Source organism: Mycobacterium sp. 1274756.6 (assembly GCF_001668625.1).
GTDB lineage: Bacteria > Actinomycetota > Actinomycetes > Mycobacteriales > Mycobacteriaceae > Mycobacterium.
The window spans coordinates 56,349-79,062 of the sequence record NZ_LZLJ01000060.1 but is presented as its reverse complement, the minus strand read 5'-3'; the positions used below and the strand labels follow the sequence as shown (position 1 = coordinate 79,062).

General features: G+C 67.3%; 20 protein-coding genes and 1 pseudogene. 12 read left to right on the top strand and 9 right to left on the bottom strand.

Annotated elements, in window-relative coordinates; genetic code table 11:
• The first annotated feature begins 25 nt into the window (after nt 1–25).
• The gene (locus A5643_RS08065) at nt 26–2,482 is read left to right on the top strand and encodes an AAA family ATPase (protein ID WP_066853719.1); all 2,457 of its coding nucleotides are present in this window, start codon (nt 26–28) and stop codon (nt 2,480–2,482) included.
• Nucleotides 2,479–2,856, top strand: coding sequence for a hypothetical protein (locus A5643_RS17705; protein WP_082948814.1), 378 nt, complete (start codon nt 2,479–2,481; stop codon nt 2,854–2,856). Before A5643_RS08065 ends, A5643_RS17705 begins: the two co-directional genes overlap by 4 nt.
• A gap of 462 nt (nt 2,857–3,318) precedes the next feature.
• Here the strand turns inward: A5643_RS17705 and A5643_RS18110 are convergent, their stop codons facing one another.
• Both A5643_RS18110 and A5643_RS08060 read right to left on the bottom strand, forming a co-directional pair.
• Nucleotides 3,319–3,768 (bottom strand): hypothetical protein, encoded by a 450-nt coding sequence (locus tag A5643_RS18110; RefSeq protein ID WP_156628638.1) that lies wholly within the window; start codon nt 3,766–3,768, stop codon nt 3,319–3,321.
• A 210-nt stretch (nt 3,769–3,978) separates the two neighbouring features.
• Nucleotides 3,979–5,010, bottom strand: a complete 1,032-nt coding sequence (locus A5643_RS08060; RefSeq protein ID WP_066853717.1) for a hypothetical protein — start codon at nt 5,008–5,010, stop codon at nt 3,979–3,981.
• Nucleotides 5,011–5,316: 306 nt separating this feature from the next.
• Between A5643_RS08060 and A5643_RS08055 the strand changes: the two are divergent.
• Nucleotides 5,317–6,975, top strand: a pseudogene (locus tag A5643_RS08055) (NERD domain-containing protein).
• Nucleotides 6,976–7,095: 120 nt separating this feature from the next.
• Here the strand turns inward: A5643_RS08055 and A5643_RS08050 are convergent.
• A complete protein-coding gene (locus A5643_RS08050; RefSeq protein WP_082948813.1) occupies nt 7,096–10,461 on the bottom strand; it encodes a TM0106 family RecB-like putative nuclease in 3,366 nt (1,121 codons plus the stop codon).
• A gap of 131 nt (nt 10,462–10,592) precedes the next feature.
• Here A5643_RS08050 and A5643_RS17700 point away from each other — a divergent pair, with 131 nt between their 5' ends.
• The 3 genes from A5643_RS17700 (at nt 10,593) to A5643_RS08035 (ending at nt 13,016) form a co-directional block, all read left to right on the top strand.
• Entirely contained in the window at nt 10,593–11,318 is a 726-nt protein-coding gene (locus tag A5643_RS17700) for a protein-tyrosine phosphatase family protein (RefSeq protein ID WP_231995492.1), read from the top strand.
• Nucleotides 11,318–12,331: a hypothetical protein gene (locus tag A5643_RS08040; protein ID WP_066853715.1), complete on the top strand. Its 1,014-nt coding sequence runs from the start codon at nt 11,318–11,320 to the stop codon at nt 12,329–12,331. Before A5643_RS17700 ends, A5643_RS08040 begins: the two co-directional genes overlap by 1 nt.
• A gap of 121 nt (nt 12,332–12,452) precedes the next feature.
• Nucleotides 12,453–13,016, top strand: coding sequence for a hypothetical protein (locus tag A5643_RS08035; protein ID WP_066853713.1), 564 nt, complete (start codon nt 12,453–12,455; stop codon nt 13,014–13,016).
• Nucleotides 13,017–13,071: 55 nt separating this feature from the next.
• On the opposite strand, the gene A5643_RS08030 is transcribed toward A5643_RS08035, so the two are convergent.
• Nucleotides 13,072–15,618 carry an SEC-C metal-binding domain-containing protein gene (locus tag A5643_RS08030; protein ID WP_502686227.1) on the bottom strand — a complete coding sequence of 849 codons (2,547 nt, stop codon included), beginning with the start codon at nt 15,616–15,618 and terminating at the stop codon, nt 13,072–13,074.
• Nucleotides 15,619–15,700: 82 nt separating this feature from the next.
• Here A5643_RS08030 and A5643_RS08025 point away from each other — a divergent pair, with 82 nt between their 5' ends.
• The gene (locus tag A5643_RS08025; RefSeq protein WP_066853711.1) at nt 15,701–15,946 is read left to right on the top strand and encodes a type II toxin-antitoxin system VapB family antitoxin; all 246 of its coding nucleotides are present in this window, start codon (nt 15,701–15,703) and stop codon (nt 15,944–15,946) included.
• The gene (locus tag A5643_RS08020) at nt 15,943–16,350 is read left to right on the top strand and encodes a type II toxin-antitoxin system VapC family toxin (protein WP_066853709.1); all 408 of its coding nucleotides are present in this window, start codon (nt 15,943–15,945) and stop codon (nt 16,348–16,350) included. The genes A5643_RS08025 and A5643_RS08020 overlap by 4 nt, the downstream gene beginning before the upstream one ends.
• A 268-nt stretch (nt 16,351–16,618) precedes the next feature.
• Here A5643_RS08020 and A5643_RS08015 read toward each other — a convergent pair whose 3' ends face one another.
• Nucleotides 16,619–17,458: a class I SAM-dependent methyltransferase gene (locus A5643_RS08015; protein ID WP_066853857.1), complete on the bottom strand. Its 840-nt coding sequence runs from the start codon at nt 17,456–17,458 to the stop codon at nt 16,619–16,621.
• Between the two features lie 45 nt (nt 17,459–17,503).
• On the opposite strand from A5643_RS08015, the gene A5643_RS08010 reads away from it, so the two are divergent.
• On the top strand, nt 17,504–18,280 hold the full coding sequence (locus A5643_RS08010; RefSeq protein WP_066853707.1) for a thioesterase family protein: 777 nt from the start codon (nt 17,504–17,506) through the stop codon (nt 18,278–18,280).
• A 3-nt stretch (nt 18,281–18,283) separates the two neighbouring features.
• On the opposite strand, the gene A5643_RS08005 is transcribed toward A5643_RS08010, so the two are convergent.
• A complete protein-coding gene (locus A5643_RS08005) occupies nt 18,284–18,991 on the bottom strand; it encodes a TetR/AcrR family transcriptional regulator (protein ID WP_066853705.1) in 708 nt (235 codons plus the stop codon).
• Nucleotides 18,992–19,222: 231 nt separating this feature from the next.
• On the opposite strand from A5643_RS08005, the gene mbp1 reads away from it, so the two are divergent.
• The 3 genes from mbp1 (at nt 19,223) to A5643_RS07990 (ending at nt 20,163) form a co-directional block, all read left to right on the top strand.
• Nucleotides 19,223–19,465 (top strand): microaggregate-binding protein 1, encoded by a 243-nt coding sequence (gene mbp1 / locus A5643_RS08000; RefSeq protein ID WP_066853703.1) that lies wholly within the window; start codon nt 19,223–19,225, stop codon nt 19,463–19,465.
• 100 nt (nt 19,466–19,565) lie between these two features.
• Nucleotides 19,566–19,883, top strand: coding sequence for a GlsB/YeaQ/YmgE family stress response membrane protein (locus tag A5643_RS07995; RefSeq protein WP_066853701.1), 318 nt, complete (start codon nt 19,566–19,568; stop codon nt 19,881–19,883).
• Nucleotide 19,884: 1 nt separating this feature from the next.
• Complete coding sequence (locus tag A5643_RS07990; RefSeq protein WP_066853699.1) at nt 19,885–20,163, top strand: hypothetical protein; 279 nt, start codon at nt 19,885–19,887, stop codon at nt 20,161–20,163.
• Between the two features lie 112 nt (nt 20,164–20,275).
• Here A5643_RS07990 and A5643_RS07985 read toward each other — a convergent pair whose 3' ends face one another.
• Genes A5643_RS07985 through A5643_RS07975 form a run of 3 tightly spaced genes read right to left on the bottom strand, consistent with a single transcriptional unit; the run spans nt 20,276 to nt 22,685 of the window.
• Nucleotides 20,276–21,175, bottom strand: a complete 900-nt coding sequence (locus A5643_RS07985; RefSeq protein ID WP_066853697.1) for a haloalkane dehalogenase — start codon at nt 21,173–21,175, stop codon at nt 20,276–20,278.
• A 21-nt stretch (nt 21,176–21,196) separates the two neighbouring features.
• Nucleotides 21,197–21,790 carry a superoxide dismutase family protein gene (locus tag A5643_RS07980; RefSeq protein ID WP_502686226.1) on the bottom strand — a complete coding sequence of 198 codons (594 nt, stop codon included), beginning with the start codon at nt 21,788–21,790 and terminating at the stop codon, nt 21,197–21,199.
• A 16-nt stretch (nt 21,791–21,806) separates the two neighbouring features.
• Nucleotides 21,807–22,685, bottom strand: coding sequence for an NYN domain-containing protein (locus A5643_RS07975; protein WP_066853853.1), 879 nt, complete (start codon nt 22,683–22,685; stop codon nt 21,807–21,809).
• Nucleotides 22,686–22,714 lie beyond the last annotated feature (29 nt).

Genomic DNA, 22,714 nt, shown 5'->3' with positions numbered 1-22,714 from the left:
GGTACATCGGGGAAAGGGCGTCAAGGTGGACGGTGCAGAACTTGGCGGTTCGGTCGAGCCGGAAGTCTGGGAACTCCTGGACGCGGACGAAGCAGTGGCTGAAGAGGCTGCCTACCTTGTCGTTGCGGCACTGCACGGTGACGACGAACTCGCCGAGCAGCTCGGTGGCGAGGCTCCGGCACCGAATCGCCCCGAGGCGGAGCCCACCGACGACCCGGCACCATTGCGCGCGTTTCTGCGTTCGATCACAGTGTCGGGGTTTCGCGGCATCGGCCCGCGCACAACCCTGGAGCTGAACCCGTACTACGGGATCACGGTGATTAGCGGCCGCAACGGATCGGGAAAGTCCAGCTTCGCCGAAGCGCTGGAGTACGCATTGACCGGCTCCAGCTATCGGTGGGCCAACAAGAAGGCGAAACACTGGGAGGCCTCGTGGCGCAACCTCCACGAGGGTGAACCGGCGGCGATCACCATCGACTTCGCCATGGAACCCGACGATGACCGCGCCGGCTCCGCGGCCGCCGTCGGCGTCGACTGGGAAGCAGGTGCAGAGCTCGATGCCGCTCAACGATGGTCACAGATCAGCGGGCAAAAACGTGCGCCGGTCGCCGCGCTGGGTTGGGATCACGCGTTGGAGACACACCGCCCGCTCATGTCGTACGACGAGCTCGGCGGGCGACTCGAGGATCCACCGTCAGCGCTATACGACGCGCTCAATCGCCTTCTCGGCCTCGACTTGATCGCCGACGCTGACGCCCGGCTCAAAAACGCCGAGAAGGAGCTGGGTGCGCGACGCAAGACTGCCAACGACAGCCGGACCCAGCTACGTCGCGCCCTGGACCGCGCTGCCGACCCGCGTGCTTTGCAGGTCAAAAACCTCACTGCCCGTGTGCCCTATGACCTCGATGCGGTCACGGCGACCACGCTTGGCTCCACCACCGACCAGGCGGGCGCCATCGCACGACTTCGGGGACTGGCCGAGCTCGCCGTCCCGAACCTGGCGAAGGCCATCGAGGTGGCGAATGAGCTGCGCGCAGCGATCGATGACCATGTGGCGGGGACGGATTCCGCGGTGAAGGCGATGGCGGCACGCGCGTTGCTGTTGCGCGAGGCGCTGCACCTGCATGCCGACATCGGCGACGGGCCGTGCCCGGTTTGCGAGACCGGGCAATTCGACGCCGCATGGCGGGTGGCGGCACAGGAACGGCTCAACGAGTCCGAGGTGACCACCGCCAAACACCAGGTCGCGGCCCGACGGTTGGCGCGCGCTCGCTCGGCTGCTGACGGTTTCTTCGGAACCACCATGAGCCAGCAGCCGATCGAAGGTATCGACCTGGCCTCGCTGCCCGTCTTCAATGACGCATTAACAAGGGCGCAGGCCGCGCCGGACAACCTGTCCGATCTGCCGACCCACGTCGAGGTAGCCGCGTCGGATCTGGCGGAAGCCGCGGCTGCGCTGCGGGACGAGGCAGCCCAGCGTGCCACCGAGTTGGAAGACGCCTGGGCGCCGATCGCCGGGGCGATCGCATCGTGGATTGAATTGGAGAGGTCGGCGCGGAAAGACGACGATCGTCTGAACACAGTAAAAGCGGCGTTGACGTGGTTGCGCGCCAATTCCGACACGCTCCGGAAGCGCCGTCTCGCCCCGATGGTCGACCAGGCCCAGCAGATTTGGGGCCGCATGCGGCACGAGAGCAACGTCGACCTCGGCGGCATCACCTTGGAGGGATCGGCCACCCGTCGTCGCGCGGTCATCGATGGGTCCGTGGACGGGGTGCCTACAGGAGCTCTATCGGTGATGAGCCAGGGCGAGCTGCACGCACTCGCGTTAGCACTGTTCATCCCACGCGCGACTACTCCGGCGAGCCCGTTTCGGTTCATCGTGCTTGATGACCCGATCCAGGCGATGGACCCGGCGAAGATCGGCGGGTTTCTTGACGTGCTGGTCGAGCTGGCGAAGACCCGTCAAGTGATTGTCTTCTCCCATGACGATCGACTGCCGGCGGCTATCCGTGCTCGCTCGGTGCCCGCGCAGTTGCTCGACGTCACTCGCGAGCAGGGGTCTGTCGTTGTGGTGAAGGAGAACGACCTGCCGGCAGACCGATACGTCGCCGATGCCGAAGCGGTGATCCGCGATGAGGGCATGGACGATCTGATCAAGCGGAGGGCGACGCCTGGCCTATTCCGGATGGCGGTCGAGGCCGCAGCGCACCAACGTTTCTTCAGCGACCGAGCCAAATCGGGCGCCGCCTACCACGAGTCCGAGGCGGCGTGGCAGGAGGCGAGGACGACTCAAAGGCGGGTGGCGCTCGCCCTCACCGGAGATTCCTCGGCGGATTTGTCCGGCTGGAAGTCGTACCGTGTCCACCGTTTTCCGACAATGGCAATCTGCGCCTCGGGGGTTCACAACGGCGCCTTGCTCGATGCCGGCACTATCGCGGATCTGCGGAACACGGTCCGCGACATCGTGGAGAACCGGTGAGTACCGCAGCCGAACGACTGCTCGCGCACGCAGGTGCGCTTCTCGACCGCCCGAACAAGGCGGCGGTCGGCAACTCGGCGCGTCTGGCCGCATTCCTCGCACGTCAGGCGGTGGAGGAGCTGATCGATGTTCGCTGCGCACTGCTGTGTGATGTCGCGGCGGTGGAGGGGACGACGAAAGCGAAGCTGGCGGTACTTAAATCCCTCGACACCACACCCGCCGGCGGGGTCCTTATCGATGCCTGGCACCAGCTGACGGGCTTTTGTCATCAGCACGCATACCAACTGTCACCGACGGTTGCAGAGGTGCGAGCGCAGTGCGCCGCGGTGCAGCTGGCATGCTTCAGGGAAGGACTCAAAACGTCAGAGTCTTGACTGTCTAGGAACGAAGTTTTAATGACAAGGGCGTCTAGCTCTCCGCCAGCGAGAGTTACCTTCGGGGTTCGAGAAGACCAAACGCTAACCTGCTGTCGATGTCAGACCGCGGCGCTCATGCAGTCCGAACCAATCAACGATGCGGCGCCACGATCCGGGCTATTGCCCGATCTGAACGGCAGCTACCGCGAGGAGGGTCAGATCGGTGTGCGGCCTCGATGAGGCTTCCGTTCGCCGGCTTGGGAACTTGATTCGGGCAGGCCGCAGTTGTCGGGTAGCGGCGAGGCCGTGGTCGCTACTGGCCTGTGACCGTGCCACCGACTGTCGAAGAGGTCGCCCATGGCGCTGCAGCGGTGATCACGACTGATCCAGCGAGCGAGGTTCCGTTCGGCCAATCTCCCGGCCCGGTGGCGAATCCGGTTGCGGCTCAACAACACGCCTGGACAGTCATCGGGGCGCCAGCTACAGATCCTGGTCGGTGCGTTCGACGGTATGCCCCATAGCTCGTAGTTCGGCGGCAATTTCATCGGCCCGCTCGCCGGGCAGTTCGAGGAACTCGCCGCTATGGACTGAATTCGCCTTTCTGCCAGCGTACTTCTCGATCAGCTGCTTGGGAAACCAGTCAAGTTGTTCTTGTGCTGGCCACCCTGGGTAGTCCCCATCGTCGTACCCGGGAACGTCTCCCGAATTGAATGGCTCATCGTCAGCTGGGACTTCTTCCTCCCAGTCCTCAAAGTGTGGCAGGAAGTGACTTTCCCATTCCCCTGTGGGCAGCGCTGCACGAAACTGACCCCACGTTTCGGACTCGTTGATCGCCCGATGTATTGACCAGATGTACTCGGCCCGCCCGCGCTCAGCGAAGACCACGATGGGACCATTGTGGTCTCGATGGACGTGGTAGACGAGGTCCATGTCTATCCTTTCTCCGATGTCAAATTTGGATACGGCGATGACTAACTAGTGACCAGTGTGGTCGAATATTACCGGTGAGGACCGCCGAGTTTAGCGGCTCAGATCCACAGTGTTTAGATAGCCACAGTTGGCGCGGGCAGTATGGCTACGCTCTACCCTCGGCGGAGTCAGCGAACGATCCGGCACCTGCACACCGCTTATCGACCTCGACTAGCCAGCAAGGTGGGCGGCGAACCACTCTGCTGCGTACGCCGAACGGTTCCGCAGATAGAGAATTTGGTCGCCGATGACGCCGTGTCTGGCGAACAGGTTCGGAATGAAACTGCAGTAGGCCAAGCGGCGGCCCTCTTTATCAGTGGGGGCGGGGCACCAAGCGCCCAGCAGTGGGGTCAAAGACTCCCCGGCCGCTTCACTTCGGTTGAGCGCATTAGCGACCCGTCTGATCGTCTCCCGCTCATCGGAGACCGGCAGCCACATCAAAACCAGCAACCCGTTGCCGACACCAGGGTGGGAAACGTCCGCGAGCAGCTCGATGCGCGACATCGGCGGTCCGTCGTCGCTGCCGGACAGCGCTGCAGCAAACATCGCTGCTGCCGTGTCCGGGTCGGCGAAAGGCACGGCGCAGTTCAGTGCAGTCTGCGACGTGTTGCCCACGATCCCGTTACGGGTCAGAAAGTCCAGCAGGTTCTCCATCGCCGGCCCGGCGAACTTCGACGGTTGCTGGCCTGCCGGAATGATCACCTGCTCGGGAACATTGAGCAGATCATCCATCGTCGGACGCTCGCCATGTTCCGGATGACCGGAAGTATTCGGAATACCTCCGCATATTTCGGCAAGCGTGTGTGCCCGCGTGTGCGCGCTGGCGTTCTGCAGCGTCGCCGCCATCGTCATCAGATTCGCGATGTGCCCGACATTGTCTTCGGCTACGAATGCGGTGCAGCACTCGCTGATGGTGCCCGCGTCTTGATTCCAAACGTAAGCGCCCATGGTCTGTTGCATATTGAATGCACCAAGGACCTCGGTGGGATCAGACGACGGATCGATATCCCGGACCACATCGGTCCAGACCCGGACGGTAGAGGTTTCCACCCCGTGGTGGGAAACTGGAGGATCGACTTCCACGTGTTGGGCCAGCCGATACCCCCACCAGGTAAACCCGTTCGGGCGCCGCACCGACCACTCCTGGTCGATCATCATCTTTTGGAACAGACTGTCCAAAAATGCAGCCGAAGCGTCAGCCACGGCGAATCACCTCGCTCATCATTTTTGAGGCTTAAGTACTGCCCGAGACCTCGACAATAACCCCACTCCCCGACAGGTACGGGAGGATCTGAGGGAGCCAGGAGCCCCGATCTCCTTGGACGCCACTTGCTGCAGGGTCGCCGCCGCGTTGCGGACACCCGCAACGCTGCCAAGCCAGGGACATCGAAGATTTTCGTTATTGCTTAACCGCGGCAGTGCTTTGCAAGTCGACGCCATCGAACTCAAGACGCTGAGTGCCCCGCTCAAATTCACCTCCCTGTCCCACCCCCATGTCACCCTGAACCCATGCCCACCACCCTCCCCGGCAACCCCCGCTTCGGCAGCGGCGCCGAACGCCACGTCCACGACGCCCTGCTCGCCCAGTTGGGCGAGCACGACCTGATCATCGCCGGCCAGCGGGTCACCGATCACCTCAAAGACCACGAGATCGACTTCGTCGTCGCCATCGAAGGCGCGGGCATCGTCTGCCTGGAGGTCAAGGGCGGCGACGTCTGGCATGACGGCACCGGATGGTGGTAGCGCCGCCGCGGCACCGAGTACCGCATCGAACCCGTCCGCCAAGCTCGCGAGGCCTGCTATGCACTGCGCAGATTCGTCGAGGGCGATCCGCGCTGGACCGTTCGGCGGCTGCGCTGGGATCACGTGGTGGTGTTACCGCATACCGAACTGTCCGACGAGTTCGCGCTCCCGGACTGCCCGCGCTGGAAGGTCATCGACCGCACCGAGCTACCGCAGCTGGTGTCGCGGCTGCGGCAGGTGCTCATCGACCAGGAGCTGGATCGCCCGCTGCTGGATGCCACCGGCATCGACCAGCTGCGCACCACGCTCGGCGGGCGGGGGCTGCCGCAACGCGACGTGGTCGCGCGCGCCCTGGCCAACGACGACACCGCCGACGCGCTGACCGAAGAGCAGGCCGTCATCTTGGGAGCCATTCGGTTACTCAACCGGGTGCAGGTACGCGGCAGCGCCGGCAGCGGCAAGACCTTCCTCGCGATGGCGCAGGCCCGCCGGCTCGCCGACGCCGGCCAACGAGTCGCGCTCCTGTGCTACTCCCGGGGGCTGGCCTCCTACCTCAAACGCATCACCGCGAACTGGCCGCGACGCCAACGCCCCGCCTACGTCGGGGAATTCCACGGCCTCGGCGCACAGTGGGGCGCCCCGGATGCCCCGGACGGGTCGGTGGCCGAACCGGTGTTCTGGGAACGCGATCTGCCCCGCCAGATGGCCGAGCTGGCCGAGGACCTGCCTGAGGGGCAGCGTTTCGACGCGGTCGTGGTCGATGAGGCCCAGGACTTCGCCGACACCTGGTGGGATCCGCTGATCACCGCGCTCCGCGACCCGGAAGACGGCGGGTTGTTCGTGTTCAGCGATGAGGGCCAGCGGGTCTTCGACCGACAAGGCATCCCGCCGGTCCCGCTGGTGTCGCTGGTGCTCGACCGCAACCTGCGCAACACCCGCCAGATCGCCACCACCTTCCAGCCGCTGGTCGACCACCCGATCCGCTTCCTCGGCGCCGACGGCGCGGAGGTGACGTTCGTGGCGTGCAGCGCCGACGAGGCGATGGACGCCGGCGACGATCAAGTGGAAGCACTGCTGGATGAGGGTTGGCGGCCCGAGGACATCGCGTTGCTGGCTACCGGCAGCCGCCACCCCGAGCAGAAGGCCCGGCAGGCCGAAGGCAACGACGCCTACTGGGACAGCTTCTGGGACGTCGAGCAGGTCTTCTACGGCCATGTCCTCGGCTTCAAAGGCCTCGAGCGCCGGGCCGTGGTGCTCGTCGTGGACTCCAAGGGCCCGGTCGAGCGGGCGCGTGAGCGTCTCTACGTCGGGCTGTCGCGGGCGCGTGACCGGCTGGTTGTTTGCGGTGACCCAACCTTCATCGCTGAGGTCGGCGGACCCGCCCTGGCGCGCAAACTGGGCATTGTCGACGCGCCAACTCATTAGGGCGATCCAGGGCCGATCAGTCCGATCCCAAGCCGCCGGCAACGATCGGTTCAACGCCGCAATGAACCGCACAGGGCGTTTCGATTGCTGCCTCGCAGGGCGGCCCTGGCTTGGTTACCTCTAATCGCGCTCCCCGGTTTGGCTCAACGCATACTCGACGACCGCATTCAGCGTCGCAATCAACCGCATGTCTTCAACATCGCGCGCCCGCGTGTTCAACAACTCCTCGGTGCACACCAGATACGCCAGACACCGTGCCCGGCTGATTGCGACATTGAGTCTGTTGCGCGAGAAGAGGAACTCCACGCCGCGCGGCAACTCCGCGCCGGTGGAGGTCGTCATGGAGAAAAACACCACTGCCGCCTCACGGCCTTGGAACTTGTCGACGGTGCCGACCGGGACGCCGCGCGTGGCCGCATCGGCGTTGAGTCGCTCGCGGATTGCGCGCACTTGGTCGTTGTATGGGGCGACCACCATGAAATCGTGGACCGTCAACGGCTTTTCGATACCGGCCTGATCGGTCCAAGGCGTTCCGATAAGGCGAGTGATCTCGGCGGCGATCAGCTCAGCCTCCTCCGGCGAAGCGGTGCTATTGCCCTGATGTTCGGCGCGTAGCCAGCGCAGACCGGTCCCGGCGACCGTCGACTGCCGGGCGCAGTCGGGGTGGCTGGTGAGCCGACCGTCGTAGATCTCCGCCGAGACGAAGTTGCACACGTCAGGATGCATGCGGCGCGTTTGGGACAGGAACACGCCCCGGTCGTCGGGAATCGTGACGTTTCCGTCGAGGACGTGCTCCAGCACGCTTCGGCCGCTGTTCCGGGGGTGATCGGCCTGGGCAACCTGCGGCAGCTGCAGCGGGTCGCCGAGTAGGACGAGGTTGCTCGCTGCGCATGACGCGGCGAGCGCATCGGCCAGGGAGAGTTGGCCGGCCTCGTCAACGAGGAGCACATCGACGGCTGCCTTTTGCATCTCCTTCGAGGCGAAGAGCCAGGTGGTCCCCGCAACAACATTGAAGCCCTTGTCCGCGCTGTCTGGGTTGCTCATGGCGTAGGTGACCCCGGGGAGAGGGTTCGCCGGCTCCGACGAAACCCGTCGCACGGCACGGAGCGAATCGGCGTCGCCGTTCGCCGCGAATACCGCCACAGTCTCTTCGAGCACGTTGTCGATGGCGAGGTGGGTCGTCGCGGTGATGCCGACGCGGCGGCCAGGATTCGCCGTCACCAGCGCGTGGATGAGGTGTGCGGCGCTGTAGGTCTTCCCGGTTCCCGGTGGGCCCTGGACCGCTGCGTAGCTGGAGTCGAGCTTGGTTACCCAGCGGGTCATGTCGTCCAGATCGTCGGTGAACGCGCCGGCGGCCGGGCCGCCGCCGTCAGTGAACCGGGGGGTCTCGCGGTTCAACAACGCCCACGTCGCCGAGTTGATGTCGCCGCTGGCGAGCAACCGGTCCGCGAAATCGGAGAGTGCCGCCAATTTGGTCGCAGTCGAGACCCAACTCTTGAGCACCACCCGCTTCGGCAGCACGCCCGCTTCCTGCGCTTTGTTGTTCCAGACCAGGTCGACCGTGCCTGTACCGGCGTCGAGATCTCGGACGGATGGGTTGAGCAGATTGGCATCGGAGGCGAGGAACCACACGCTGAGCCTGTCGCCGCGGAAATCACCGGCTTCCTGCCTCGGATAGCTGAACCGCATTGCCGGATACCGTTGTTTGCCCTGCTTCTCGATAGCACCGACAAATCGAAGCTCGTCCAATGCGTCCTGGTCGTCGAACAGGTTAGAGGACTCGTCGTCGAGTCGAGCCTTTGTCCGCTCCCGGTATACGAGCCATTCGCGGAGCCAGTAGCCGAGCAGGTCACCGAGAAGGTACTGCGGGGTGTGCACATCAAACGTGTGCAGCTCGGCGATTCGTTCATCGAGTTCGGGCAGCTCGGGTTCCGGCTCAAGATATGCATCCCGCCACGGCGACCCAGCGGGACGCTGCTCCACCAACCAGTCCCGCAACGCCATCGTCGCCCGCACGTCGTCCTCGTTGTAGACCTCGATGCGATCCAGATCCGCCTGATCCCCGTCGGCCATGTAGTGCTCATAGGCCAGCACTGCACCCGCGCCCTTGTCGATGGCGTGGCTGCGCTGAAAGTCGGTCAATCGCTCCAAGGATTTCAGCCCGTAGGACTCGGTGCCGACCTGGATGGCGTTGCGAGCCACCACCAGCAGGTCGATGAACATCCCGGTCTCGATCAGCTCAACCAGCTTGTCCTGGGCCACACCATGCTTTTGGCTCAGCGACACCAACTGGGAGCGTTCGGTGTGGTTGTAGTGGTAGACGTGCATCGCCGGAAACCGTTCACGGCGCTGATGCAGGTAGTCGATGAGCGAAGCAACCGCGTCGGCCTCCGCATCGAGATCGTGTGCCCACCAACTCCGGTAAGACCACGCCCCGTCGTCGCCACGTTCGAGCAGGCCGAACAAAAAGAACAACCCGGTCTCGACCCGCCAAAACGGGTGCCCCTCGAAATCGAGGAACACATCACCGGCGTCGGGGTAGGGGAGTTGCTCGAAACCGCGACCCCAAGTCGGATCCTCGCCCGGGGCAATCATGGTGAACGGCGGGGGATCATCGGGCTGTGCGGCCGCCTGAACCTGCAACGCTGCCTGCCCGGCCAGCCGCTCGATCCGCAGCGGACGCAGCCCGTCGACCGGTTCGGACAACGCCGCCAACTGCGCCATGGTGAGGGTGCCGGCGTCCTCCAGCGTCGTAACCTCAGGCCGCCGAATGCCTGCCACCAGATCCAGGACTTTGTGTTCCCGCCAGTGCTGATCGCAGACCGGCCGGAACTCGCAGAAATCGCAATGCGCATTCGGACGCGGAACCGTGTCGGCGCCCGGCCCGGCGGCCAACACCGTGACCAGTTGGGTACGCAGCCGCCGCCAGTACGGTGCGAAATCGTCGGCCCGCAGACTCTCCCGCTCACCCGATCCCAGCCAGAGATGGATGTGTTTCGGTCGTGCCCCGGTGAGCGAGGCGATCGCATCGGCGTAAAAACACAGCTGCAGCACATGCCCCGGCTTGGCCTCAGCGCGTGCCAGTTTCGCATCAACCGGCTCGTAGGACACGCAGCCGTCGCCGTCGATGACCCGTTCCAGGAAGTCCGCGACCCCGCGGACCCCATCATGGATGAACGGCATCTGGTAGACGACGTCGTATCGGCCGTCCAGCGGGTTACCGACCCGGCCCACCCACGCCTCGAACGACTCGTCCGGGCGTTTCTCGGGAACCGGCAGAACGGACTTACCCTGCGCCCGGTATTCGGCCAGGCACTGATCTTCGTGGCCGAGGCCCTTGTTCACCAGCAACTGAGCAAACGCGCCGAAGGTGGACTGCGGCTCGGTTCGTGTCCCGGCGTCGACTTCGTGCCGCAACGTCAGATAGTGCGGACAGTCCAGCCAGGCGGTGATCTTTGACGGGGTGAGCAGTCGATCGGCACTCATCGGACACTCCAGCCCCGCGTACAGATCATCGACCGCCCACGACGACGATCCACCGACTGTGCCGCTATACCACCCACCGTGCCCGCCCCGATCCCCTAAAAGCTCCTCTAGTTATAGGCCAAGGCGCCGACATGGTGCGCCGGTTCGTCGGTTTCGGCCGCGCCGTCGCGCGCACCCCCGCCGTCGCGACCCAACCGGCGCTGCATCGGTTCTCGTCACGCTTTCACCGGGTCATGTCAGAGGGGCGGCGCATACTGTCGGTCGACGGAAATACTCCGAGGGGGAGTGCCATGACGCCATCCTGGTCGCACGACGACATCCTGCACGGCTGGTGGGTGCAGCCGGGCCGCCTACTTGCCGGGGAGTACCCGGCCTCGCTTGATAAGGCGAAAGGCGTTCAGAAACGTCGGGTCCTGTTGGAAGCCGGCGTCGACTCGATCGTGGATCTGACCGAGGTCGGTGAACGCTCCTGGGGCGGAGCCGTTCTCGAGGATTACCGGGGTGCCCTCAATAGAGCTGCCGATGACCTCGGGCTCGCGCGGCCGAACTGTGTGCGGCTCCCGATCCGGGACCAGTCAACGATCGCCGACGACGGCTACGACCGGATCGTCGAACACATCCGCGCCGAACTCGACGCCGGCCGGGTCGTGTACGTGCACTGCTGGGGCGGCAAGGGGCGTACCGCCACCGTCGTTGGGGCGTGGCTGATCGCCGAGGAGGGGCTCGACGCCGACGCCGCGCTGCACCGCATCGGCGAGTTGCGCGCCGGGACCAGAAAAGCCGGCGACCCGGCCCCGGAGAACGACGAACAATGTGGCGTTCTCCGCCGGCTGGCGGCGCGGCGGGTGGTGTCCTGATGGGCGCCAGCTGGTTTGCCGATCTGATGGGGTTCGGCGAGGACGGCTACGAGAGCACCCGGAGTCGCTTGGCCGTGGACGGCGATGAGCTGGTCTCCACGGTCACCGGGGCGCGTTACGGCATCGGTGAGTTGACCTTGCCCACCCTGGCCGAGCTGCGTGCGCGGGTGGATCCGACCGGGCGGTCGCGCAGCACGGTCAGCGCGGTGGCCGGTGATGCCCGCGCGATGCATTCCGAACCCGAGTTGGCCGGGGCGCTGTTTCAGGTCGCGTCGCAGTTCAACGTGTTGGAGATGGTGTCGCCAGGTGTCACCCCGGAGCAGGGCGTCACCGGTTACGCCGGCGACCACACCCAGGGGCCGGCGTGCGCGCTGGCGGCCGGGGCGGCCACCATCTACCGCAACTACCTGGTGCCCGTCGACGGTCAGGCCGGCCAGGCCCGCGACCGCCAACTCGATGCGCTGGCCCCGATGGGAGCGGCGCTCTCGGCGGAGCTGGACCGGCCGGTGGGCGACCTATGGGAGATGCGCAATGGCTACGCGCTGGGCACCGCCGACGGACTGGCAGCGATCAGCGACCTGCTGGCCGGTGCCGACGAGGAGTTGCGCGACCGGCTGCGGGCGCAGCTGGCGATCGGCTTGCATCGCAACGTACAGGTCACCGACGTGCGTGGTGAACCGCGCCGGTATGTGTCTCAAGCGTTTTGTTCAGCGCTGCCGGTGGCGTACTCGCACCTTCCCGCGCTGGCGTGGGAGTCCTTCGCCCGGCTGGTGTTGGAGGCCTCCTATGAGGCGACGCTGCTGGCCGCCGCCGAGCAAGCACTCGCCGACGGGTCACCCATTGTGCTGTTGACCCGCGTCGGTGGCGGCGTGTTCGGCAACGCCCCGGGCTGGATCGATGCGGCGATCGAGCGCGCATTGGCGATCGTGGAGTATGCCGGGCTGGATATCCGGCTCGTCGGCTACGGCCAAGTCAACCCGTCTTCGCAGGCGATCGCTGAGCGCTGGGGGTAGGCGACGACGCGTAGGGCGAGCGCAAAGTTCCGCCCGGCACTAACACGAAGGCGGGCGCATGCGCCGTGGACCCCCCTTGGCGGCTGCCAGAACCGACGCGCTGTGAGTAGCCTGATCGACGATGAGCGTCACCGACCTGAGCGACCTGCACCGGCTGACCCTTGGTGCGCCGGCCCCGCCCGCGCACATCATCGACATTGTCCGGGCGGCGACCGCCGGTGATGCCGGTCAACCGTGGCGCAGCGCGCTGCGGTGCCGACGACGCCCCAACCGCACGGCATGCCCGGGGCGGATCATGGTCACTCGCACCGCACCGGATGCGCCGATCGGTTGGAACTGCGACGCCTGCGGTGATGCTGGCACTGTCACCAACTGGGTCGGCTCGCTCTACGACCTTCGTCCCCGCGGCGAATTGAGCCTCGCCGCCGAGGTCCGCGAGATCGCGCTCGGCGACGACACCGCCGCGGCGCTGCGCGACCTACAACTGCTGGACCCCGAGTGTGAACGGCTGGTTTTCGCCATGCGCGCCGGCCAAAGCGGTGTGGTGCTGGTGGCAAGCCCGGATGAGTTGGACGACCTGATCAACGCCGTTGCCGCCGAGGCCAACCACGAACCCAGCCCGTCACGGCAGCGGCGCCTCGACGCCGCGTTCACCGTGCTGGACCGCGCCGCCGAGGGCCGCTGAACATCGGAGGCCGTCACCGTCGTGGCCGCCGACCGGACGAATCGGCTCAGGCGGCTCAGTCCAGTCCCAGCGCTTCCCGCAGCCGGTCAGCGTTCATCCCGCGCCCGGCCGCTGCGCCGGACGGGAACCCGGCGAGCAGCCGGATCAGGTCGTCGCGGCGGGTCGGGTCGGCGGCAGCCTGCCGTGGGGTCAACCCGCTCAGCGCCGGGATCGACTCGTCGAGCCAGCGCCGCTCGTAGTCGAGGATCATCTGCTCCATGTAGGCCGCTAACTCCGGGTCCTCTGGCTCGGCGGCAGCAGGCCGCGGGCTCTCGGACCCGGCCGACGCCACCAGCTCACTGGCCGGGGTGCGGGTGTCCTCGAGCACCGCCATGTCGGGGTCGATGCCGCGCAGTACGGCCAGCACGCCGTCCAACCGGTTCTCACTGATCGTCTCCACCCGCAGAGTGTCCTCGTCGAGGCTCAGGGTGGCCCGCACCCGCTGCGTGTCGCCGTCGAAGAAGTCGGTCCAGCCGGGCGGGTCATCATCGCTCCGCTGGTAGCAGGCATCGAGATCAGCGCACGCCGCGGCAAGATCACTGAACCGCACCCGCGCCTCGCAGACCACGAACGGATCACCGAACGCATCGAGCACCGTCGGTGGGGCGAATCGCCGGCTCAGAAACGCCACCAGTTCCACCGGGTCGGCGCCCTCGTCGAGCAGGTCGACCAAGAGGTCACGTTCGTGCAGGGCGATCGGTTCGATGCCACCGAAGAACCGCACGCCGTCGCCGACCGGCAACACCCGCGCACAGATCAACTGCCCGGGCCGCAGTGTCCGACTGGCCAGCCGCTCGGGGACCTCGACGATATCGCCGGTGCGCACGTCGCGCACCGTGACACTGCGGCCGGCGGCGACGTCGTGCACGTCGAACAACGACCGCTCCGTCAGCAGCCACTGCTCGGCCAGCAGCCGCTCGTCGTCGGGAAGCAGATAGCCGCGACAATCCAGGAACTCCTCCAGCGCCCCGCCTTCGAACAGCAGGGCATCGACCACCAGCGGGTCGGCTAGCGCGGCTTCCGCCAGATCGTCGGGGAACTGCTCGTCGTAGCGATACCGCTCCAGTGCGGCCAACATGCGCAGAGGCCGCCAGTCGGCGGTGAGGACTTGCTGAATGGCCTTGGCATACAGCCAGCTCGCTCGCTCGGGCAATGACAGCTGTTCGTTGCCGAGGTGACACTTCTTGTATTTGCGGCCAGACCCGCACCAGCACGGCTCATTGCGGCCGATATCGGAGCGCGGTGTGCCGCGATGCCGTTGTAGCAGGTCCACCAGCGGATGATCGGCGCCAACCCCGGCGCGATGTAGCAGGCCCAGTCCCGCCTCGACGTCGCCGCGGTCAGAAGCCAAGCGCGCCAGATCGAGCAGGGGCAGCGGCCAATCCGGATCCATCGACTCCGCTGCCTGCAGCTCCCGCTCGGATCCGGCGGTGTCGCCGAGTCGCTCCAGTGCCGCCGCGTGCAGCCAGCGGGCGGCCACTCGTGCCGACCGCGGCACCTGGGGCTCCAGGGTCTCCGCGAGCATGCCCAACGCCGCGACGTCGCGTCGGGCGCCGCCGGTGGTCTCCTGCACCAGGATCTCCGCCAACACCGGATCGGTCAGGGCGGCGCCCGCCGTTCGGAGCATCTCGCCGAATCGAACGTCCGGGGAATCGAATTCGATCGAACCGGCCGGCTCGGCGCCGCCTTGCTCATCGGCCGACTCCATCAGCGCCGCCATCTGGGTGTGCACCACGATGAGGGTATTCAGCAAGACCGCATCGTCGGAATCGATGCCGTGCCGGCGGGCCAACCGCAGGCAGTCGCGTTCGAAACGCCACCGGTCGAAGTCGAACCCGCCGGGCGCGAGCTTGTCGTCGTAGCGGGCCAGCCCGTGGGCCTCGGCGATCTCGCTCAGCGGCGGCTGCGCCGCGGTGAACAGCGCCGCATCGGCGGCGCAGACCGTCCAGACCGCCGCATCGAAATCCACCGGTTCCTCGGCGTCGAGCACCGCGGCCAACGCCTCGGCAGCGCTTGCCGGCGCGATCGCGGTGACCGGCTCCAGCACCAGCCCGTCGACGCTCAACCGAACCCCGACCAGATCCCCCGGGCCAACCCCGAGCGTTGCCAGAGTCCGGGGTTCCAGCAGCAGCCCGGCCCCGGACCCGAGCAACTCGGCCGGAACGCCGCGCTGGTCCAGCAACGCCGCGTCGAATTCTGGCAGGACCACCTGCACCGGCGAGCCGTTCGTCAACTGCTGGTAGCCGTCGTGCTCGCAGAGTTCGGTGACCGGGTCCAGATCAGGGGTGACCGGCAGCAGATCGTGGGCGATCTCGTCGGCGGAGAGCCGATGGGTGAACACCCGCCCGGCCAACAGGGTCGGCAACCACACCCAGCGCTCATCGGGCAACTGACCGGCCGGCGCGTTGTAGTTCTCCAGTAGGTCGACGATGACGTCTTCGGGGTTGGCCACCCCGGATTGACCCAGTTGGGTCGCGATCTGCCCGTCGCTCAGCGGCCCGTGTTCGGTCAGGATCGCCGCCAGGGTCTTCTCCGGGTCGGGGTGTGGCGCCACGGCCACCACTGTAGGGCCGCCGGTGGGTGCGTCGACATGATTCAACCAGGTGTAAACGTTGGTACCATCATGACGGTAGAAAGGTACCAAGATGGCGTTGAACATCAAAGACTCGAACACCCATGCCGCCGTCAAACAGCTCGCGGCGATCACCGGCGAGTCTCAAGCCCAGGCGGTGGCGATCGCCGTGCACGAACGGCTCGCCCGACTGCAGCGCGACGAGCTGCAGGACCGGCTTCTTGCCATCGGCCGTCGGGCCGCAGCCAGAATGAGTGACGAAACCAAGCGGCTCGATCATGCGGCCCTGCTCTATGACGACCAGGGTTTGCCGGCGTGATCGCCGATACGTCGGCCATCGTCGCGATCTTGCGGGCCGAAGACGACGCCGCGCTCTATGCCCGTGCCATCGTCAGCGCCGAGACTCGGAAACTTTCGGCGGCCAGCTACCTCGAATGCGGAATCGTCCTGGATTCCCAACGTGATCCGGTCATCAGCCGCGCACTCGACGAGCTGGTCGAGGAAGCCGGTTTCGTCATCGAGCCAGTCACCGAGCGGCAGGCACGACTGGCCCGACAGGCCTATGCCGATTTCGGCAAAGGTAGCGGCCACGCCGCCGGATTGAATTTCGGCGACTGCCTGTCCTACGCGCTTGCAGTCGATACCCGCGAACCGCTGCTGTGGAAAGGTGACGACTTCACCGCCACCGGCATCCGTTCGGCGCTCGAGGAAGCGCCCGGCTAGCGGCGAGCACGGACCCGCTGGCGCCCGGGTTGACCGTCAGCAGCGACGCAGTGGCCGGCGGCCGGGTTCGGCCGACGGCGAAGGAGTGGGGCCGGTTCGTTACGGCGTGCGACGGCTTAGCGGAAAGCCAGGCACCGCAACCGGCGCCACTGTGATGGCACCGGTGATATCGCAATCGAGAAGGCAATAGTTCCCCGGGGCGGTGCCCATGGTGCTGATGGGGCCAGCCGGGCTCCCGGGATAACCGCAAGGATCAGCAAGGGCTTGATCAGGGATTAACCCCCGTCACCACCCACGTCCGCCCCGGAAACTTCATCACCCCGTCCACCCGGTGCCGGTCCAACTCCACGCGCAGCTCCTCGACCACCTCGGCCCAACCATCCTCCCCGAGCCTCTCGACCAGCTCACCCCGCGCCGCCTGCCCGGTCCGGTTGGCCAACAGCATCGTCAGCCGCTCCTCGACCCCATCGCTGTCCGCCGAGCTGAAATCACAGATCCCGTCGAAGGGTTCGACACCGACCTCCTCCCAGCCGGAGGAGTTCAGCACCCCCCGCACATAGTCGGCGTTGCCGAACGCCAGCGGCCCCGGCTCGCCGGGTTCGGGAGCCGGCGGCGGTGACTCCAGCCGCGCGGCGAGCACGTCGACCCCGGCGGAGAACATCGGGTTGTCGCCCTCACGCCAGCACACGAACGTCAACCGCGCGCCGGGAGACGCCGCGGCGCGGATGTTGGTGAACGCGGCCACCGGGTCCTCGAAGAACATCACCCCGAACCGCGACACCACCCGGTCGAAAGAGCCGAGCGAACCAAGATCCAGGGTCTGGGCGTCACCGAGCGCCACGGTGGCCGGCGGCACCCGGCGCTGCGCCGCCTGCACCATCGGTTCGGAGATGTCCACCCCGACCGCATCGGCGCCGCGCTCCACCGCCCGTTCCAATAAAGCGCCGGTGCCACAGCCGATGTCGAGCACCCGGTTGCCGGATCCCAGATCCGCAGCCGCCAGCACCGCATCGGCGAACGGCGCCAGCACCGCCTCGAAGATCGCCGCGTGCTCCACCCAGTCGACGCCCTGCTTCGCCCACGCCTGCTGCTGCTCCTCGTTCGCCATGGTGGTCAAGCGTAGGCGGCCCGGGAACGCCGTAACCTGACCCCTGTGGACCAGGGCGCGTTTTACACCCAGATCGACGACGGCGTCTTCGACAGCTCCGCGCTGACCGCCGGGCCGTGGAGCCCGCAAACCCAGCACGGCGGCCCGCCCTCCGCACTGCTGGCCCGCCAGCTGGAAAACCACAACCCGCGGCCCGGGCACCGGCTGGCGCGGGTCAGCATCGACCTGCTCACTCCGGTGCCGGTCGGGCGCCTGCACATCGGCGTGGAATCCCTGCGCACCGGCAAGCGGGTCGAGTTGCTGCAGGCCACCGCTCAAGCGCAGGACCGCACGGTCGCGATCGCGCGGGCCTGGCGGGTGATCGCCGCGACCGAGGATTTCCCGGTCGAAGCCGACCAAGCTCGGGACACGGAGCACGAGATCACCCCGCACGACGTGCCGGTTCCGAACGGGATGCACACCGAGGGCTACCTGTCGGCGATCGACTGGTGTTTCGTCTCCGGCAGCTTCGCCGAATACGGCCCGGCGCGGGCCTGGGCGCGCCCGCGGCCGCAGCTGGTTAAAGGCGAGGAGATGACCCCGTGGCAGCGGGTGCTCGCCGTCGTCGACTCCGGCAGCGGCATCAGCATGTGCGCCCCGCCGGATCGGCACCCGGCGATCAACTGTGATGTCGCGGCCACCCTGCACCGCGACCCGGTCGGGCAGTGGGTCGGTCTGGACTCCCACACCCTGGTCACGCCGGGGCAGGGCGCGCTGACCCGAACTACGGTGTTCGATGCCGCGGGGGATGCGGGGTTGGCCACCCAGACGCTGGTCGTCTGACCGCTAAACCGTCCCCTCCAGCCGGTCGATCAGCGCCTCCAGCGCCTCCTCGAACTCGACGGCGCTGTGGTCCTCGCTGAGCTGGCCTTGCAGCCGCTCCAGGTGCGGGTAGCCGGAGAGGTCGCGCGCCGGCTTGGCCGGCAGGTCGTCTTCGACCGGGCTGAGCGAGGCGCCGCGCGCCGAGACCTCCAGCAGCAGGTGCCCCAGCAAAAACGTGGTGTAGCTGCGGTAGGCCGCGACCGCGGCCGTGTCGCTGAACCCGTAGCCGATCAGGGTGTCCAGAAACGTCTCCATCCAGCGCAGGCTGCGCAGCGGCGGACGCACCCACGGCGCCTCGGGTGGGCGGGTGGCCAGGGTGGGGAAGAGGTTGGGGTGGTCGACGGCGATCGCACGCACGCCGTGGGCCAGCCGGACCAAAAAATCCTGCCAGCCGTCCTCCTGCCGGCGGGCGGCGAGCTGGTCGTCGTAGAGCTGGTCGACGACGTGATCGACGATCCCGCCGAGCAGGTCGTTGCGGCCGTGGACGTGGCGGTACAGCGCCATGGCCTCCACCCCGCAGGCCGCGCCGAGCCGCCGCATGGTCAGCTGCTCGAGCCCGTCGCGGTCCACCAGTGCGATCGCGGTCTTGAGGATTTCGGCGCGGGTCAGCGAACGGGGTCGTCGGCTCTCCGGCGCCGCGCTCGATTCGCCGGAGGCGTCTGCTTTGCCCAATTGCTTACTCCTGCCGCGCCGCGGCAAACCGTCACAAGTCGACGAATTTTCCGGCAAATCCGCCCGCCAGCTTAGCTCATCCGGTCTACGCTCAAATCGCGCCTCACCAGCACGGCTTACGAAGTAGTTTACAGCATAAACACGGTGTGGTTAGGGTACTAGCGAGACGTTGCCGAGAAACGCTTCGCCGCACAACGCGGCGCCGCACGTCTCATGACCGAAAGGAATCGCATGGCCGAGAACGACAAGGACAGTGGCCCCGAGGCCGGTATCAAGGGCGTCGTCGAAGGCGTCAAGGGCAAGGTCAAAGAGGTAGCCGGCAAGGCCGTCGGCAACGAGTCGCTGCAGCGCGAGGGCGAGGCCCAGCAGGACAAGGCCGACGCGCAGCGCGACGTGGCCGCCAAGGAAGCCGAAGCCGAGAAGGCGCGCGCCCAAGCCGCCGCCCACGAGGCACGCGAGCAGGCCGAGCAGTAACCAACTGGCGCCGGCCGCACCCGTGGACCGCAAGCACGCGCTGCGGGTGCGGCCACCGTCACCGCCCGTTAGTCACCGACCCGAATAGGAAGCAGAGGACATGGTCACCCAACTCGTCACCCATCTCGCCGACTCGCACGCCGGCGGATTCGACAAGATCGGCTGGATCGCCTGGATCATCATCGGCGGGCTCGCCGGTTGGATCGCCAGCAAATTCATGGGCACCGACGAGCAGCAGGGGGTGCTGCTCAACATCGTCGTCGGTGTGATCGGCGGGTTGCTCGGCGGGTTCATCCTGCGGGCGCTCGGTGTGGCCACGGCCGACTTCGGCTGGATCCTCACGTTCGTCACTGCACTGGCCGGGGCGAGCCTGCTGCTGTTCCTGGTCAAACTCGTCACCGGACGGGGACGCGGCTGACATGCACCCCATCAAGACCGTCGCCGCGATCGCCGCGCTGAGCATGCTGGCGTTGCCGGGCTGCTCGAGTGTGGTCAACCAGGGCGGGGACACCACCTGCAAGACGTTCCTGACCCAGGACGACGACAAGCAGAACGACGCCATCACCGCGATGCTCAAGGACCGCGGCGACGACGACCCCAGCGGCGCGAAGGTGTCCGTGGCACGCGCCGCGGTGTCCGGCTACTGCCAGACACTGGGCAACGAGGACAGCAAGATCAGCGAGGCGCCGCAGCCCTAGTACCGCAGGGTCTCGCACCGAACCGCCGTGGGCGGGTCCGGCCACCGAAGCGACGAGGGGCGCCTGCGGTGGCGGACCGCCCGCGGCGGCTCGCCCTTCGGCAACAACGCGCTCAGCGCGGCTGCCAGTCGATGATCCGCCGGGCGAGTTCGGGCCCGGCGTCTTCCTGGATGAAATGCCCGGCGGTGATGCGGGCATGCGGCTGCCCGGCCGCGCCCGGAATGTGGGCGATCAGCGGCCGGTCGCCGCGCCCCAGAATCGGATCCCGGTCCCCGAAGACCGCCAAAAACGGCTTCTCCCACCGGCCCAACGCCGCCCACGCGGCCCGGTTGGCCGGGATCGCCGGGTCGCGCGGGGAGACCGGCACCAGACGCGGAAACGCCCGCGCCCCCGCCTGATACCCGCGCCCCGGAAACGGCGCGTCGTAGCCGGCGCGCACCTGCGGCGACACCGGGTGCACGGTGCCCACCGACACCAGCCGCCCGGCCGGCAGCACCGGCGAGTAGCGGGCGAACGCCCGCCAGGCGTAGAACGCCGGCGGGGTGCGCTGCTGCGCGGTCGGCAGAAACCCGTTGGCGATAACCAGCTTCGCCACCCGCTCGCCCTGCTCGGCGGCGATCCGCAACCCGATCAGCGATCCCCAGTCCTGCCCGACCACGGTGGCCTCGCGCAGATCCAACTCCCGCAGCCACGCGCTCACCCACTCCACATGCCGCAGGTAGGTGTAGTCGCCGATGCGGGCCGGTTTGTCCGAGCGGCCGAACCCGATCAGATCCGGGGCGAGCACCCGGTACCCGGCCGCGGCCAGCGGCGGAATCATGGTGCGGTAGAGGTAACTCCAGGTCGGCTCGCCGTGCAGCAACACGATCGGCGGGCCATCCGGCGGGCCCTCGTCGACGTAGTGCATTCGCAGCGCCGCGGTGTCCGCGGCCGCCACCGAGAGGTAGTGCGGCGCGAACGGGTAGCCCGCCAGGTTCTCGAAACGCTCTTCGGGTGTGCGGCGGATCTCCACGGCGGGCCTCCCGTTCGGTCGTTACTGCTCCTCGATCACTCCGCACGCGACCCGGTCGTGTGCGTTGTCGGCGTGCTCGGCGCCGTGCAGCATCAGCGCGGTGCCCGGACCGGCCACCAGCTCTTCGCGGTTGACCAGATCGGTGGCCACCACCAGCAGCGCGGCCCCGTTGTCGCGCACCAGCAGCGCGGGCAGGTCACCGCTCGGCGGTTCCGCGGTGCGCCCCGGCGACTGATAGTGCGGGCCGGCGGAGAGGAAATCCCCGCGCTCCCCGCCCTCGGGACCCGTCGAGTCCGGCTCGCATTTGCCGACCGCGTGGATGTGCATGTGGTGAAAACCCGGCTCCAGCACGCCGTCGGCGGTGGTCTCGACGGTGATCGTGACGTATCCGTCGCGGCCTTCGGTGAAGTCGAAGGTGGCGTCGGCCACCGGGGTGCCATCCGCGGTCGCCAGGTGCGCCACCAGCCCCGGGGTGCTCGCCGGGGTCGGCGACGACGACGGGGTGACCACCGCCGGGGTGGTGCCCGGCCCGGCGGCCGGCTCCTGGTCGGGACTGCACGCGGTCAGCGCGACGATCGGGGCAGCCAGGGCGAAAGCGGTCAGAACACGAGACAGGGCCATGACGGGCAGCTTAGGCCGCGCCCCCCTGCAGCCGCACCATCCGGGTGGTCGAGCTCTCGTCGAGCTCCACCAGATCCGACCGCGACCGCAGGAAGTCGCTGAACGATTTGAACCCCAGCGACTTCTCGCTGAACGACGGATCCATCCGCTTCATCTGCGCCTTCACCGCCGAATTGTGCAGCCAGTCGACGTCGTTCTTCTCCGAGGTGATCTGCAACGCCCGGGTCAGCAGCCGGGTCGCGGCGTCCTGCGGGTCCGGCTGCGGGGCGTCGTCGGGCGCCTCCTGGTCTTCGTCGCGGTCGCGCTGCTTGGCGGCGGGCTCGGAGGACGGCTCCAGCGGCGGCACCCCGGGCACCGCGTCGTAGGAGACGAACTCGTCACACGCCGCGGCCAGCGCCCGGCTGGTCGCCCCGGCCACCCCGATCCCGACCACGTAGCGGCCCAGCCGCTTGCAGCGCTGCGCCAGCGCGATGTAGTCGGAGTCGCCGGCCACGATCACCACGTGGGTCAGGTCCGGCAGCCGGAACATGTCCTCGACCGCGTCGACTGCCAGCCGGATGTCCGCGCCGTTCTTGCCGTACGCCGCCGCCGGGAACAGCTGCACCAGATCCACCGCGCGACCCACCAGTTGCTGGCGGTAGCCGACGTTGACCTCGGTCGACCAGTCCGCGTAGGCCCGGGTGAGCACCAGCGTCCCGAACGAGGACGCGAAATCGAGGATCGCGCCCACATCCACCGTCGCTTGCGTCAGCCGGTCGGCGTGCTTGTCCAGGCCCTTGGCCTTGTCCCGCTGGAACGAGTTGCGGCCGTGGACCTGGTCGTAGCGGGAGATGACGATGTTGTCGAAGTCGAGGTAGACCGCCACCCGGTCGTCGTCGTTGTCGGGCATGCGTTCAGTGTGGTGCATCCGCGACCCCG

What these genes read in the sequence shown, in the direction of transcription:
- A5643_RS08025 (WP_066853711.1), top strand. Translation starts at nt 15,701, where the DNA reads ATGGCGTTGAACATCAAAGACTCGAACACCCATGCCGCCGTCAAACAG.
- A5643_RS08035 (WP_066853713.1), top strand. Translation starts at nt 12,453, where the DNA reads ATGAGCGTCACCGACCTGAGCGACCTGCACCGGCTGACCCTTGGTGCG.
- A5643_RS08040 (WP_066853715.1), top strand. Translation starts at nt 11,318, where the DNA reads ATGGGCGCCAGCTGGTTTGCCGATCTGATGGGGTTCGGCGAGGACGGC.
- A5643_RS07995 (WP_066853701.1), top strand. Translation starts at nt 19,566, where the DNA reads ATGGTCACCCAACTCGTCACCCATCTCGCCGACTCGCACGCCGGCGGA.
- A5643_RS08015 (WP_066853857.1), bottom strand. Translation starts at nt 17,458, where the DNA reads ATGGCGAACGAGGAGCAGCAGCAGGCGTGGGCGAAGCAGGGCGTCGAC.
- A5643_RS07990 (WP_066853699.1), top strand. Translation starts at nt 19,885, where the DNA reads ATGCACCCCATCAAGACCGTCGCCGCGATCGCCGCGCTGAGCATGCTG.
- A5643_RS07975 (WP_066853853.1), bottom strand. Translation starts at nt 22,685, where the DNA reads ATGCCCGACAACGACGACGACCGGGTGGCGGTCTACCTCGACTTCGAC.
- A5643_RS17700 (WP_231995492.1), top strand. Translation starts at nt 10,593, where the DNA reads ATGGTGCGCCGGTTCGTCGGTTTCGGCCGCGCCGTCGCGCGCACCCCC.
- A5643_RS18110 (WP_156628638.1), bottom strand. Translation starts at nt 3,768, where the DNA reads ATGGACCTCGTCTACCACGTCCATCGAGACCACAATGGTCCCATCGTG.
- A5643_RS08050 (WP_082948813.1), bottom strand. Translation starts at nt 10,461, where the DNA reads ATGAGTGCCGATCGACTGCTCACCCCGTCAAAGATCACCGCCTGGCTG.
- mbp1 (WP_066853703.1), top strand. Translation starts at nt 19,223, where the DNA reads ATGGCCGAGAACGACAAGGACAGTGGCCCCGAGGCCGGTATCAAGGGC.